Consider the following 13,548-nt stretch of genomic DNA (forward strand, 5'->3'; position numbering starts at 1 on the left):
GTGCCCATTTTACGGGCGAGTCGCGGACGGGCTGACGGCTCGGCGAACCAACTGACCGCCCGTCCACGCCTCGACGTCTCCTGGAGGACTTGACCTCTCGTGGAGGACTTGACCTCTCGTGGAGGACTTGACCTCTCGTGGAGGACTTGACGTGTCGTGGAGTGGTTGACGTCTCGCCGGGGGGGGAGGTGGGGGGGACCGCGATGTCGGGGGAGCGGAAGGGCCCCGCCGACCTGACGGTCGACGGGGCCCTTCCGCTGCGCGGCCCTCCGGTCAGGCGTCGCCGCCCGCCGTGCCGGACTCGCCGGCGTGGACGTTGAACAGGTCGTACTTCTCGATGGCCTGACGCGGGATGTCCCGGTCGATCTCACCCCGGTCCGCGAGGGCCTGCAGGGCGCGCACCGCCATCGAGTGGGCGTCGATGAACAGCTGGCGCCTCGCAGCCGGACGGGTGTCGGAGTAGCCGAACCCGTCGGCGCCGAGCGTGTAGTAGTCGCCGGGCACCCAGGGGCGGATGGAGTCCTGGACCTGGTGCTCGTAGTCGCTTGTGGCGACGTAGGGGCCGCCCGCGTCCCGCAGCCGGCTCGTCACGTACGCCTCGCGGCGCTCCTCCTGCGGGTGCAGGAAGTTGTGCCGGTCCGCCTCGAGGCCGTCGCGGCGCAGCTCGTACCAGCTGGTCACCGACCAGACGCCGGCCCGCACGCCCCAGTCGTCGGCGAGGAGCTCGCGGGCGTGCAGGGCCCACGGCACGCCGACCCCGGAGGCGAGGAGCTGGGCCCGCGGGCCGTCACCCTCGGGCTCGGCGACGCGGTAGATGCCCTTGACGATGCCCTCGACGTCGACGTTCTCCGGCTCGGCGGGCTGGACCATCGGCTCGTTGTACACCGTGAGGTAGTACATGACGTTCGGGTCCCGCGGGTCCTCGCCGTACATCCGCTGCAGGCCGTCGCGGACGATGTGCCGGATCTCGTACGCGTACGCCGGGTCGTAGTGCACGAACGCCGGGTTGGTCGAGGCGAGCACGGGGGAGTGCCCGTCCATGTGCTGGGTACCCTCGCCGGCGAGCGTCGTCTTGCCGGCGGTGGCGCCGATGACGAAGCCGCGGGCGAGCTGGTCGCCGGCGGCCCAGAACTGGTCGCCCGTGCGCTGGAAGCCGAACATCGAGTAGAAGATGTAGACGGGGATCATCGGCTCGCCGTGCACGGCGTAGCTGGTGCCCACCACCTGCATGGCCGCGGCGGACCCGGCCTCGTTGATGCCGGTGTGCAGGATCTGCCCCTGCTCGGACTCCTTGTAGCTCAGCATGAGCTCCTGGTCCACGGCCGTGTAGTTCTGGCCGTGGATGTTGAAGATCTTCGCCGTCGGGAAGATCGAGTCCAGACCGAACGTGCGCGCCTCGTCCGGGATGATCGGGACGATCCGCCGGCCGATCTCCTTGTCCTTCATCAGCTCCTTGAGGAGACGGACGAAGGCCATCGTGGTGGCGATCTCCTGGTGCCCTGAGCCCTTGGCCAGAATCTCGTAGGGCTTGGCGTCAGGGAGCGTGAGGGCCTTGGACTCGGTCAGGCGCTCGGGCACGAACCCGCCGAGCGCGCGGCGGCGCTCGAGCATGTACTGCAGCGTCTCGTCCGACTCGTCCGGCCGGTAGTACGGCGCGCTGTACGGGTCCTCGAGCTCCTCGTCGGAGATGGGGATGCGAAGGGCGTCACGGAGCATCTTCAGGTCCGTGCTCTTCATCTTCTTCATCTGGTGGGTCGCGTTGCGGCCCGCGAAGCTCGGCCCGAGACCGTAGCCCTTGACGGTGTGCGCCAGGACGACCGTCGGCTGCCCGGTGTGCTCCGTGGCGGCCTTGTACGCGGCGTAGATCTTCCGGTAGTCGTGCCCGCCGCGCTTGAGCGCCCAGATCTCGTCGTCCGTCATGTTCTTGACGAGCTCCTTCGTGCGCGGGTCGCGACCGAAGAAGTGCTCACGCACGTAGGCGCCGTCGTTGGCCTTGTACGTCTGGTAGTCCCCGTCGAGGGTGTTGTTCATCAGGTTGACGAGGGCGCGGTCCTTGTCGGCGTTGAGCAGCGCGTCCCACTCCCGGCCCCAGATGACCTTGACGACGTTCCAGCCGGCCCCGCGGAACTGGGCCTCGAGCTCCTGGATGATCTTGCCGTTGCCGCGCACCGGACCGTCCAGGCGCTGCAGGTTGCAGTTGACGACGAACGTGAGGTTGTCGAGGTTCTGCTGGGCGGCGAGCTGCAGCATGCCGCGCGACTCCGGCTCGTCCATCTCGCCGTCGCCGAGGAACGCCCACACGTGCTGCTGGGACGTGTCCTTGATGCCGCGCTCGTGCATGTACCGGTTGACCCACGCCTGGTAGATCGCCTGCGCAGGGCCGAGACCCATGGAGACCGTGGGGAACTCCCAGAAGTCCGGCATGCGGCGCGGGTGCGGGTAGGACGGCAGCCCGCGGCTGCCCTCCGGGTGGGAGTACTCCTGGCGGAAACCGTCGAGGTCCGACTCGGAGAGCCGGCCCTCGAGGAAGGCGCGGGCGTAGTTGCCGGGGGAGGCGTGGCCCTGGAAGAAGACCTGGTCGCCCCCGCCCGGGTGCTGCTTGCCGCGGAAGAAGTGGTTCAGGCCCACCTCGTAAAGCGTCGCGACCGACGCGTACGACGAGATGTGCCCGCCGACGGACACGCCCGGGCGCTGCGCGCGGGTGACCATGACGGCGGCGTTCCACCGGATCCAGCCGCGGTACTTGCGCTCCTGGGCCTCGTCACCCGGGAAGTACGGCTCCTCGTGGACGCCGATGGTGTTGACGTACGGGGTGTTGATCGGGTTCGGGACGGCGACGGAGCGTTCGCGCGCGCGCTGGAGCAGGTTGAGCAGGATGTACCGGGCGCGAGGCCCCCCACGCTCGTCGATCAGTCCGTCCAGCGACTCCAGCCACTCCTGGGTCTCCTCGGTGTCGATGTCCTTCACCTGGCTGAGGAGTCCCTTGATCAGCGGCGAGGACTCGTCTCGTGAACTCACGCGTTCCCTCTTTCGTTGGGCGTCGACGGTGACGACGCTGGCGGTGCCACACCTTCGTTCAGGGTAGGACCATTGTCTTACCTTGACCCAGCTGCTGGCGAACCTTGGGTCGACGCGGACGTGTGAGACTGCTGACACGCGCCGCCCGAGGTCCTCGCGCCGTCCTGCGGGCTTGCGCGCGAGGGGCGCACTACGGTGGGCTTGACCACACGCCCCCCGCGGACGCGGGGAAAGCACGGAGCACGGGCCGCACCGCCGGCCGGGAAGGTAAGGACACACGTGGCAGTCAGCGCGGGCGCGGGAGCCGGCAGCAGGTTCGGCTTCACCACCGGGCAGGTGATCCAGGAGTTTCTCTACGACGACGACGTCGACCCTGGGGTGCGCGAGGCCGTGGCGGAAGCCACCGGTAACGAGCTGGTCGACGAGGACTACGACGACGTCTGCGACGGCACCCTGATCTGGTGGCGTGCCGACGACGGCGGGCAGGAGGAGCTGACCGACCTGCTCGTCGACGCCCAGTCCAACCTCGACGACGGCGGCGGGCTGATCTGGGTCCTCACGCCCAAGCCCGGGCGTGACGGTCACGTGCGGCCGGCCGACATCGAGGAGGCGGCCCGCACCGCCGGCATGCTCGCCACCTCGGCCACGTCCGCGGCGTCGGGCTGGTCCGGCATCCGGATCGCGACGCGCCGCCGGGGCCGCTGAGTGGCGCCTGCGCCCCGCGTGGGAGATCTCGCCCCCGACTTCGAGCTGCCCGACACGCACGGCACGCCCGTGCGCCTGAGCGCGCTGCGCGGCAGCCCGGTGGTGGTCGTGTTCTTCCCGTTCGTGTTCTCGGGCATCTGCACCTCCGAGCTGTGCGAGCTGCGGGACAACATCTCCGAGTTCGCGGACCGCGGCGCGCGGCTGCTGGCGATCTCGACGGACGCGATGTTCGCGCAGCGGGCGTGGGCGGAGGCCGAGGGCTTCGGGTTCGACCTGCTCTCCGACTTCTGGCCGCACGGCGCCACGGCACGCGCGTACGGCGTCCTCGACGAGACGGACGGGCACGCGCTGCGGGGCAGCTTCCTGATCGACGCCGACGGCGTGGTGCGATGGGCCGTGGTCAAGCCCCGCGGCCAGGCCCGCGACCTCGACGGCTACCGCAGGGGGCTGGCGAGCCTGGCGGCGGCGCGCTGACGTCATGCGCGGGTTCTTCCCGCCGCCCACGGGAGGCTGCGCCGCGAGGTGCCTGCTCTGCTCTAGGCTGTGGCGGGCGCCTCGGCGCCAGGGGCCTGTAGCTCAGTTGGTCAGAGCGCCGCGCTTACACCGCGGAGGTCGTCGGTTCGAGACCGGCCGGGCCCACCCGAGACATCGCGACGTCGCGGGGCGTCGTAGCGCGACCGGATGCGGACGGCGGCGGGCAGGTCCCGGGCACTAGGCTCCCGGGCATGCCGGACCTGACCCTCGCCGACGTCGTGAACCTCCTCGAGCGGCACTACCCGCCGGCGACGGCGGAGGACTGGGACGCCGTCGGCCTCGTCGCCGGGGACCCGGCCGCTCCGGTCACGTCCGTCGTGCTGGCGGTCGACCCGACCGAGGAGGTGGCCGCCGAGGCGCTCGAGCGCGGCGCGGACCTGCTCGTGACCCACCACCCGCTCTACCTGCGCGGGACCTCCACGGTCGCCGCGACGAGTCCCAAGGGCCGGGTGGTTCACTCGCTCGTCAGGGGCGGGTGCGCGCTGTACACGGCGCACACCAACGCCGACGCCGCCCAGGACGGCGTCGCCGAGGCACTGGCCGACCTCCTCGGCCTGGTGGACACCGTGCCCGTGGACCCGCTGCCCGGCGAGCTGCTCGACACGCTGGTCACGTTCGTCCCGCGCGAGGCGACGGCGCACGTGCTCGACGCTCTGGCAGACGCCGGCGCGGGCCGGCTGGGGGACTACGAACGGGCCGCGTTCACCTCTCCGGGCACCGGCACCTTCCGCCCGCTCGAGGGCGCCAACCCCACCGTCGGTTCCGTCGGGAACGTGGAGGAGGTCGCCGAGGACCGCCTCGAGATCGTCCTGCCACGGCACCGGCGCCAGGCCGTGCTGGCGGCCCTGCGCCGCGCGCACCCTTACGAGGAGCCTGCCTTCACGCTGATCGCCCAGGCCGCGTCCGGCACGAGCACCGGCACGGGCCGCATCGGCCGGCTGCCGGAGCCGACCACGCTGCGCGACTTCGCCGGCCGGGTGGCCGTCGTCGATCCGGGGCCGCGGCGGCCTGGTGGGGGTAGCCACCGCGGACCACCACGCGGTCCGGTCAGGCCACGCGGAAGGCCTACGCGGCTGCGCGGTCAGCCCACGCGGCCGGTCCACGCGGTGCGGTCAGCCCACGCGGTGCAGCCAGCGCACAGGAGCGCCGGCACCCGCGTAGCGGAACGGCTCGAGCTCGTCGTCCCAGGCCTGTCCCAGGGCGAGGTCGAGCTCGTGGCGCAGCCGGGCCGGTTCGTCCGCGTGGACGAGCGCCGCACGGATCCGGTCCTCCGGCACCACGACGTTGCCGTGGGCGTCGGTCTGGGCGTGGAAGATCCCGAGCTCGGGCGTGTGCGACCAGCGCCCGCCGTCGCAGCCCGGGCTCGCCTCCTCCGTGATCTCGTAGCGCAGGTGCGTCCAGCCGCGCAGCGCGGAGGCGAGACGCGCCCCGGTCCCCACCGGGCCGACCCAGGAGAGCTCGGCCCGGAACATCCCGGGCGCGGCCGGCTGGGGCGTCCACTCCAGGGACGCACGGATGTCGAGCACCGTGCCGGCGGCCCACTCGATGTGGGGGCACAGCGCACGGGGCGCAGAGTGCACGAAAATGACGCCGCGGGTGAAGGCACCACTCATGTCAACTCCTCCTGGTCTTTGCTCGAGGTGCGTCTTCCCCTACGACCTCTTGCCTGACCAGGTGCGACACGTTCGCGCGGCGAACTGGTGCCATCATGCCCGAAACCCCTCCGGCGCGCCAGAGTGTGCCCGTGGCGCGCCGGACGAAGGTCACAGCTGCTCGCGGACGGCCTTCATGGCCTTCTTGCGCACGCTGCGCTCGAGCCGGTCGAGGTAGAGCATCCCGTCGAGGTGGTCCACCTCGTGCTGCAGGCACCGCGCCATGAGCTCCTCGCCCTCGACGACGACCTTCCTGCCGTCCAGGTCGATCCCCTCGACCCGCGCGTACCAGGCACGCCTCGTGGGGAACCACAGGCCGGGCACCGACAGACAGCCCTCGTCGCCGTCCTGGTACTCGTCCTCGGAGAGCTCGACGATGCGGGGGTTGATGACGTAGCCGATCTCGTCGTCGATGTTCCACGAGAACGCCCGCAGGCTCACGCCGATCTGGTTCGCCGCCAGGCCGGCACGCCCCTCCTCGTCGACGGTCTCGAGCAGGTCGTCCACGAGGGAACGGACTCGGGCATCGATGTCGGTGACCGGCTCGCACGGGGTGCGCAGCACGGGGTCGCCGACGGTTCGGATCTCACGCATCGCCATGCCGCGTATCGTTTCACGGCGCGGGGCGCGGTCCCTAACCGCCCGCCGTGGCCTCCTGCCGTCCGACCTCGCGGACGACGGCGCCGATCGCCTCGCCGAGGACACGGGCGCCGGTCTCGGTGGGGTGCAGCCCGTCGGAGGTCATCCCGTCGGCGAACCGGGCGCCGTCGCGCAGGCCCGCGGGGGCGTCCACCCAGACCCACCCCTCGTCCTGCGCCAGCGCCTCGAGCGCGGTGTTGAGCTCGGCGGCCAGCGCGGGGGCGGCGTCGATCGGGGGCACGGCGGAGATCACGACCTGGGACGCGTCCACCGCGACGGCGATCTCGCGGAGGTTGTCGAGGGTGCTCTCGTGCGGCTCCCCGGAGCGACGTCGTTCGTGCCGGCGAGGATCACGAGCACGTCCGCCTCCACCGGCTCGGCCGCCGCGGCCATCTGGGCCGTCGTCGCTCCCCACCGGGCCCAGCCCCCGACCAGGGCGACGTCCTCGCCGACCGCGTGGAACACCCAGGACTCCGGCCCGAGGTCCCCGCCGTCGAAGTCGGGACTGTCCGCCTCGGTGATGGAGTCCCCGACGGCGGCGAGGCGGACGGCGTCCGCGCGGGCCGGCGTCGTCGCCGGGACGGCAGCGGGGTCCTGCGTGCCGGCGCAGCCACCCAGCACGACGGCGGCGAGCAGCGCCACCAGAGGTCCCGCGATCCGCACGAGCCCCACCTCCCGTCACCCGTCATGGTCACACGGCGGACCCGCCCGGGCGCCGTTCCGGACCAGGCCACCCGGCCGGCCTCGGACCGGACCGGCCGGTCTCCGCGGACCGCGATCCTTCGGGACCGCGAACGTCAGTCATGAACCGGACCGACCCTCGGTCCGGGCCCCTTGCCGTCAGCCCCAGACGACCCCGGCGGCCGCCAGCCCCAGCCAGGCCGCGGCGAGCCCCGCGGCAAGGCTCAGCGTGATGTTGAGCAGGACGTACAGCCGCGAGCCGCTCTCCCTCAGCCGCGCCGTCTCGTAGCCGAACGTGCTGTACGTCGTCAGGGCCCCGCAGAACCCGGTACCCGCCGCCGCCACCACGGCGTCGGAGACGCCTCCGGCCACCGCCCCGCCGGCGACGAAGCCGAGGACGAACGACCCGGCGACGTTGACCACGAGGGTGCCCCACGGGAGGACCGAGTCGTGGCGGGCCTGCACCGCCCGGTCGGTCCAGTACCGCAGCGGTGCCCCGACCGCCGCGCCGAGCGCGACGAGCAGGACCGTCACGCCGTCTCCCCGGACCGGTCGCCGAAGTGCCGCACCACCTCGACCTCGTCGACGACGGCGACGCCCTCGGTGACGACCTCGTCGAGGCTGGGCAGGAACGCGCGGATCTTGTCCTCCTCGTCGATGACGACGACGCTCAGGGGCAGGTCCTCGCTCAGGCTCAGGATCCGGCTCGTGTGGATCTTGTGGAACCGGCCGAAGCCCTCCAGGCCGCGGAACACCGACGCGCCCGCGAGGCCGGCGTCGCGGGCCCGCCGGACGATCTCGGCGTAGACCGGCCGGTGGTGCCACTGGTCGGACTCCCCGACCAGGACGGTCAGCCGGAGCGCCCTGCTTCCTTCTCTCATGCTTCCGGTCCTTTCCGGTGGCTACGGCCGCGGGCGGCCCGGCGGGTCAGCACCATGCCGGTCTCCGTCGCGAGCAGCGCGGCCACCAGGGTGCCGAAGAGGTACGCCAGGGCGGTGCCGGTCGCCTGCTCCCCGAGGAGCTGGTGCGTCTGGACGGCGTACGTCGAGAACGTGGTGAAACCGCCCAGGACGCCCACCCCGACGAACGGGCGGAGCAGGCGGTGGGGGCGTCCCGCCACCTCCGTGACCAGGACCATGAGCACGCCGATGAGCAGGCAGCCCGAGACGTTGGTCGAGAAGGTCGCCCAGGGGAACGCCGCGGCGTCGGCCGGCGTCCACACCGCGAGACCGTGCCTGGCGAGGGCGCCGAGCCCACCGCCGGCCGCGACGACCAGCGTCACGTCGGCCGAGGGGCGCCACCCGCGTCTCCGGGCGGCGCCGCGGCCGCGCCCTCTGCGGGTCGGGCGCCCCCCGGCACCCGCAGGCGTTCCGGCGTCCGTGACGATCTCCGCGGACAGCACGCCGTCGACGCCCTCGGCCGCCTCGCGGACCTCCTCGCCGTCCTCCTCGGAGGCGATGACGACGGCGGGCTGGACCGTGCCCTCGTCGAAGTGCTCGGCAAGGACCTCCTCGCCGGCGACCGACTCCACCTCGTTGAGGAAGACGTCGGTGTCGCTGGTGCCGTCGGCGCGCAGGGTCGGCACGAACGCCGCGCCGGCGAGCAGGACGAGCGCCGTCGTCACCCACACCGGACGCGCGTGGGAGCCGACGAAGCCGGCCACCCGCTCCCAGGCCCCCGGGCGCGTGCGCGATCCGCCGCCGCCGGACGCGTCGGTGCCGGCACCGACGTAGTGCGGCATGCGCGGCCAGAAGACGAACCTGGACCGGCGTCCCGCCACCAGCAGGAGGGCGGGCAGCAGGGTGAGCGCCGCGAGCACCGCGGAGGCGATCCCGATCGCCGCCACCGGTCCGAGGCTCGCGTTCGAGCCCAGGTCCGAGAGCAGGAGGCACAGGAGTCCGACGACGACCGTGCCCGCGCTGGCGGCGATCGGCTCCAGGGATGCCCGCCAGGCGGCGCGCATCGCGTCGGCCGGACGCTCGTGGCGCGTCAGCTCCTCGCGGTAGCGGGCCACCAGCAGCAGGGAGTAGTCCGTAGCAGCTCCGATCACCAGGATGGAGAGGATGCCCTGGCTCTGCCCGTTGAGCAGGAGGATCCCCTCGCCCGCTAGCGGCTTGATCACCAGCGCGGCCGCGCACAGCGCGAAGACGGCCGTGAGCAGCACCGTGAAGGGAAGGCTGGGCGAGCGGTAGACGATGAAGAGGATCACCAGGACCACGACGAGCGCGACGCCGAGGAGGATGCCGTCGATGCCGCCGAAGGCGGAGACGAGGTCGGCGACGAAGCCGGCGGGGCCGGTCACCCATCCCTGGAGGCCGGTCCCGGCCAGCTGCTCGTCCACCACGACGCGGAGCTCGTCCACCACGACGTTGACGAGCCGTTCCTCGTCCTCGCCGACGAGCTCGTTCGCGCTGCCGGCGTCCAGCGCGACGGGGATCAGCAACGCCTCGCCGTCCTCGGAGGGAACGGCGACGACCGGAGCCGTGAGGTAGTCCTCGAGGACGCCGGCGCCGGCGAGCCCGACGCCGCCGACGGCGGTCGCAAGCTCCTGCCCCGCGGCCACGTCGGCCCCGGTGAGCGCCCCGCCGTCCGCCGGCCGAAGGACGACCAGCGCGGGAAGGGACTCGCTGGTGGAGAAGTCCCGGGCCAGCCGGTCCGCGCGCGTGGACTCCGCGTTCTCCGGCAGGAACGCGGCGCTGTCGTTCTCCTGGACCTCGGCGAGGGAGCCCTGCGCCATCCCGCCGAACGCCCCGACCGCGAGCCAGACGACCAGCACGGCGAGGACGACGAGACCCCGCAGCACGCCCGAGCGCGCCGAGCGGCTCCGCGCGCCGGCGGAGGTGCGGGGCAGGTCGGTACGGATCACGTGAGCCTCCGGTGCTGCGCGAGTTCGATACTAAGCAGGCTGATCAATAGTGCGGCTAACGATCCGTGGTGCGCAAGCGTGTGGTGCGCAAGCGTCCAGGCCCCTCACAGGGCGCCCTGCCCGGGGAGTGCCGCGAACACCTGAGAGGATGCAGCGTGACCACCCATCCACGCGCCGCCGGGCAGGACGCCGGTCCGGCGGGCGCCGCCGGGCAGGAGGCCGGTCGGGCAGCGCCCCCCGCCCGGAGGACCGGAGACGCCGGGGGGGCGCGCAAGGACGCCGAGGGCCTGCGGATCGCCGTCGTGCGCACCACGGCCGGCGAGCCCCCGCGGCTACGCGCTGTTCCGGCGCAAGGGCGACTGGGCCGACACCGGGCAGCCGCAGGGCACCGTGAAGGTCCGCGAGTCCGTCGCGCTCGACGCCGCCGCGGCGCGGGCGCTGTGGGGGACCCTGACGGACCTCGACCTCATGGCCGGGGTCCACACCGGTCGGCTGGCCGTCGACGACGCGCTTCTCCACCTCCTCACCGACCTCCGCGGTGCCCAGGTGCGCCTGCACGACGGCGTGTGGCTGCGCCTGCTGGACGTTGGCGCGGCGCTGGCCGGCCGCCGGTACGCGGCCGAGGTCGACGTCGTGCTCGAGGTGCGTGACGAGCTGCTCCCCGCCAACGCGGGTCGCTGGCACCTGCGGGGCTCCGCCTCGGGGGCTACGGCGGTGCGGACCGGAGAGGCGGCCCACCTCGTCCTCGACGTGGCCGACCTCGCGTCGGCGTACCTCGGCGGGTTCTCGCTCGCGGCGCTGGCCGGCGCAGGGCGGGTCACCGAGCTCGCGCCCGGCTCCCTCGCGGCAGCGTCGACGGCGTTCGGGTCGCCGCTCGCGCCGGCCATCAGCTGGGGCTTCTAGCGACCGCTCTCGAACGCGGCGACGAGGTCGATCCGGCGCTGGTGACGCCCGTCGCCGGAGAACGGCTCGGCGAGGAACGCCTCGACGAGCTCGATCGCCTCGTCGACCGAGTGCTGCCGCGCCCCCAGCGCGACGACGTTGGCGTCGTTGTGCGCGCGGGCGAGGGTGGCTGTCTCGGTGTTCCACGCGAGCGCGGCCCGCACCCCGGGGACCTTGTTCGCGGCGATCTGCTCGCCGTTGCCGGAGCCGCCGAGGACGATCCCGAGGGAGCCCGGGTCGTCGACGGTGGCCTGCGCGGCCGCGAAGCAGACCGGCGGGTAGTCGTCCTGGGCGTCGTACTCCAGGGCGCCGTGGTCGACGACGTCGTGGCCGGCGGCCCGCAGGTGCTCGACGAGGGCGGCCTTCAGCTCGAACCCGGCGTGGTCCGCGGCGATGTGGATGCGCATGCGGTCATTGTGCCAACACCGGCGGCGCCACCGTGACGCCCGCCCGTTCCGCGGTGTCGGGAGGCTGCCGTAGGGTCGGAGGATGACCACCACCAACGTGAGTGAGACCACTCCCGGCATGTCCGACGCGGAGGCGATGGACACCTCCGTCCGTGCGCAGGACGACCTGTTCCGGCACGTCAACGGCACCTGGCTGTCCAGGCACGTCATCCCGGCGGACCGGGCACGCGACGGCGCCTTCTACGCGCTGCGCGACCTCAGCGAGGTGCGGGTGCGCGCGATCGTCGAGGCCGCCGCGTCCGGCGACGCCGGCGGCGGCAACCCGGACAACGCCCGCAAGATCGGTGACCTGTACTCGTCGTTCATGGCGACGGAGAGGATCGAGGCGCTGGGCACCGGGCCGCTGCGCGCCGACCTCGACCTCCTCACCGCCGCCCTCGACAAGGACGCGCTGACCCGCGCGATGGGCGCGCTGCAGCCCACCGGGGTCACCGGGGCGGTCGGCTACGGCGTCGACACGGACCTGAACGACCCCGAGCGCTACGTGGTGTTCTTCTTCCAGTCGGGGCTGGGGCTGCCCGACGAGTCCTACTACCGCGAGGACGCCCATGCCGAGACCCGCACCGCGTACGTGGCGCACGTCGCGGCGATGCTCGCCCTGACCGGACTGGTCAGCGAGGACGAGGCGATGGGCGCCGCCGAGCGCGTGATGAAGGTCGAGACCACGCTCGCCGCCGGCCACTGGGACAAGGTGCGCTCCCGCGAGGCCGACCAGATCAACAACCCCATGAGCTGGGACGAGGTGGTCGCCTCCGCCCCGGGCTTCGACTGGGACCTCTGGCGGGCCTCCACCGGCGTGCCCGAGGGCGCGTTCGACCGGCTCATCGTCGCCATGCCGTCCTACCTCACCGATCTCGCCCGGGCCTGGGAGTCGCTGGACGTCGACTCGCTGCGCATGTGGCTGACCTGGCACGTGGTGCACGCGCGCGCCCCGTACCTGCCGGCCGCGTTCGTCGACGAGAACTTCGACTTCTACGGCCGCACCCTCACCGGTGCCGAGGAGCTGCGCGACCGGTGGAAGCGCGGCGTCGCCCTCGTCGAGAGCGCGCTCGGCGAGGCGGTGGGCGAGCTGTACGTCGCCAGGCACTTCCCGCCCGACCACAAGGCCGCGATGCAGCGCCTCGTCGACAACCTCATCGCCGCGTACCGCGAGTCGATCGCCGCGCTCGACTGGATGGGCGAGGAGACCAGGGCCCGCGCCCTGGCGAAGCTCGAGGCCTTCACGCCCAAGATCGGCTACCCGGACAGGTGGCGGGACTACTCCAGCCTCGAGATCGACGCGCAGGACCTCCTCGGCAACGTGCGCGCCGCGAACCTGTTCGAGGAGCGTCGCGACCTGGCCAAGCTCGGCAGGCCGATGGACCGCGACGAGTGGTTCATGCCGCCGCAGACGGTCAACGCCTACTACAACCCGACGATGAACGAGATCGTCTTCCCGGCGGCCATCCTGCAGCCGCCGTTCTTCGACCCGGAGGCCGACGACGCCTGGAACTACGGCGGCATCGGCGCCGTAGTCGGCCACGAGATCGGCCACGGCTTCGACGACCAGGGCTCGAAGTACGACGGCACCGGCCGGCTCACGGACTGGTGGACGCCCGAGGACCGCGCGGAGTTCGAGAAGCGCACCAAGGCCCTCATCGGCCAGTACGACGCGTACTCCCCCGCGCAGCTCGACGGCAGCCACCACGTCAACGGCGCCCTGACGATCGGGGAGAACATCGGCGACCTCGGCGGCCTGTCCATCGCGATCAAGGCCTACGACATCGCGCTGCGCCAGCAGGGCCTCGGCGGCGTGGACGAGGCGCCGGTGATCGACGGGCTGACCGGCCTGCAGCGGGTGTTCTACTCCTGGGGCCGGATCTGGCGCTCGAAGTCGCGGGACGCCGACGCGATCCTGCTGCTGAACGTCGACCCGCACTCGCCCGCGGAGTTCCGCTGCAACGGGGTGGTGCGGAACATGGACGCCTTCCACGAGGCGTTCGACGTCCGCCCCGGCGACGCGCTGCACCTCCCCGAGGAGGAACGCGTCCGCATCTGGTGACGG

Annotated in this window: 13 protein-coding genes, 1 tRNA gene and 1 pseudogene; 6 read left to right on the forward strand and 9 right to left on the reverse strand. The window is 72.6% G+C overall.

Annotated elements, in window-relative coordinates; genetic code table 11:
* Positions 1-273 precede the first annotated feature (273 nt).
* The gene (gene aceE / locus DA06_RS16730; RefSeq protein ID WP_043502157.1) at positions 274-3,018 is read right to left on the reverse strand and encodes a pyruvate dehydrogenase (acetyl-transferring), homodimeric type; all 2,745 of its coding nucleotides are present in this window, start codon (positions 3,016-3,018) and stop codon (positions 274-276) included.
* Positions 3,019-3,297: 279 nt separating this feature from the next.
* On the opposite strand from aceE, the gene DA06_RS16735 reads away from it, so the two are divergent.
* The 4 genes and pseudogenes from DA06_RS16735 to DA06_RS16750 all read left to right on the forward strand — a co-directional run.
* The gene (locus DA06_RS16735; protein WP_043502158.1) at positions 3,298-3,723 is read left to right on the forward strand and encodes a DUF3052 domain-containing protein; all 426 of its coding nucleotides are present in this window, start codon (positions 3,298-3,300) and stop codon (positions 3,721-3,723) included.
* An 18-nt stretch (positions 3,724-3,741) separates the two neighbouring features.
* A complete protein-coding gene (locus DA06_RS16740; protein ID WP_418605515.1) occupies positions 3,742-4,197 on the forward strand; it encodes a peroxiredoxin in 456 nt (151 codons plus the stop codon).
* A gap of 91 nt (positions 4,198-4,288) precedes the next feature.
* Positions 4,289-4,362 (forward strand) — tRNA-Val (locus DA06_RS16745).
* Positions 4,363-4,448: 86 nt separating this feature from the next.
* A pseudogene (locus DA06_RS16750) lies at positions 4,449-5,228 on the forward strand (YqfO family protein); the annotation flags it as partial.
* A 141-nt stretch (positions 5,229-5,369) separates the two neighbouring features.
* Here DA06_RS16750 and DA06_RS16755 read toward each other — a convergent pair.
* The 7 genes from DA06_RS16755 to DA06_RS16785 form a co-directional block, all read right to left on the reverse strand.
* A complete protein-coding gene (locus tag DA06_RS16755) occupies positions 5,370-5,870 on the reverse strand; it encodes a DUF3145 domain-containing protein (protein WP_043502165.1) in 501 nt (166 codons plus the stop codon).
* A 150-nt stretch (positions 5,871-6,020) separates the two neighbouring features.
* Positions 6,021-6,509, reverse strand: a complete 489-nt coding sequence (def, locus tag DA06_RS16760) for a peptide deformylase (RefSeq protein WP_043502167.1) — start codon at positions 6,507-6,509, stop codon at positions 6,021-6,023.
* Positions 6,510-6,543: 34 nt separating this feature from the next.
* Positions 6,544-6,819, reverse strand: coding sequence for an SGNH/GDSL hydrolase family protein (locus DA06_RS16765; RefSeq protein WP_043502169.1), 276 nt, complete (start codon positions 6,817-6,819; stop codon positions 6,544-6,546).
* Entirely contained in the window at positions 6,798-7,211 is a 414-nt protein-coding gene (locus DA06_RS16770) for a hypothetical protein (protein WP_418605516.1), read from the reverse strand. Before DA06_RS16770 ends, DA06_RS16765 begins: the two co-directional genes overlap by 22 nt.
* A 177-nt stretch (positions 7,212-7,388) precedes the next feature.
* Positions 7,389-7,763, reverse strand: coding sequence for a fluoride efflux transporter CrcB (crcB, locus tag DA06_RS16775; RefSeq protein WP_043502173.1), 375 nt, complete (start codon positions 7,761-7,763; stop codon positions 7,389-7,391).
* The gene (locus DA06_RS16780) at positions 7,760-8,110 is read right to left on the reverse strand and encodes a DUF190 domain-containing protein (RefSeq protein ID WP_043502174.1); all 351 of its coding nucleotides are present in this window, start codon (positions 8,108-8,110) and stop codon (positions 7,760-7,762) included. The genes crcB and DA06_RS16780 overlap by 4 nt, the downstream gene beginning before the upstream one ends.
* Positions 8,107-10,095, reverse strand: coding sequence for an MMPL family transporter (locus DA06_RS16785; RefSeq protein ID WP_418605517.1), 1,989 nt, complete (start codon positions 10,093-10,095; stop codon positions 8,107-8,109). Before DA06_RS16785 ends, DA06_RS16780 begins: the two co-directional genes overlap by 4 nt.
* A gap of 165 nt (positions 10,096-10,260) precedes the next feature.
* Here DA06_RS16785 and DA06_RS16790 point away from each other — a divergent pair, with 165 nt between their 5' ends.
* Entirely contained in the window at positions 10,261-10,998 is a 738-nt protein-coding gene (locus tag DA06_RS16790; protein ID WP_418608069.1) for a sterol carrier protein domain-containing protein, read from the forward strand.
* On the opposite strand, the gene DA06_RS16795 is transcribed toward DA06_RS16790, so the two are convergent.
* Positions 10,995-11,444: a ribose-5-phosphate isomerase gene (locus DA06_RS16795; RefSeq protein ID WP_043502183.1), complete on the reverse strand. Its 450-nt coding sequence runs from the start codon at positions 11,442-11,444 to the stop codon at positions 10,995-10,997. The genes DA06_RS16790 and DA06_RS16795 overlap by 4 nt on opposite strands.
* A gap of 82 nt (positions 11,445-11,526) precedes the next feature.
* Between DA06_RS16795 and DA06_RS16800 the strand changes: the two genes are divergently transcribed.
* Positions 11,527-13,545, forward strand: a complete 2,019-nt coding sequence (locus DA06_RS16800; protein ID WP_043502186.1) for a M13 family metallopeptidase — start codon at positions 11,527-11,529, stop codon at positions 13,543-13,545.
* Positions 13,546-13,548: the final 3 nt, after the last annotated feature.

The organism is Georgenia sp. SUBG003 (assembly GCF_000715355.2).
GTDB lineage: Bacteria > Actinomycetota > Actinomycetes > Actinomycetales > Actinomycetaceae > Georgenia.

Excerpts from the sequence above, each read along its gene's own strand:
- DA06_RS16755 (WP_043502165.1), bottom strand. The coding sequence starts at position 5,870 with ATGAGTGGTGCCTTCACCCGCGGCGTCATTTTCGTGCACTCTGCGCCC.
- def (WP_043502167.1), bottom strand. The coding sequence starts at position 6,509 with ATGGCGATGCGTGAGATCCGAACCGTCGGCGACCCCGTGCTGCGCACC.
- DA06_RS16780 (WP_043502174.1), bottom strand. The coding sequence starts at position 8,110 with ATGAGAGAAGGAAGCAGGGCGCTCCGGCTGACCGTCCTGGTCGGGGAG.
- DA06_RS16795 (WP_043502183.1), bottom strand. The coding sequence starts at position 11,444 with ATGCGCATCCACATCGCCGCGGACCACGCCGGGTTCGAGCTGAAGGCC.
- DA06_RS16800 (WP_043502186.1), top strand. The coding sequence starts at position 11,527 with ATGACCACCACCAACGTGAGTGAGACCACTCCCGGCATGTCCGACGCG.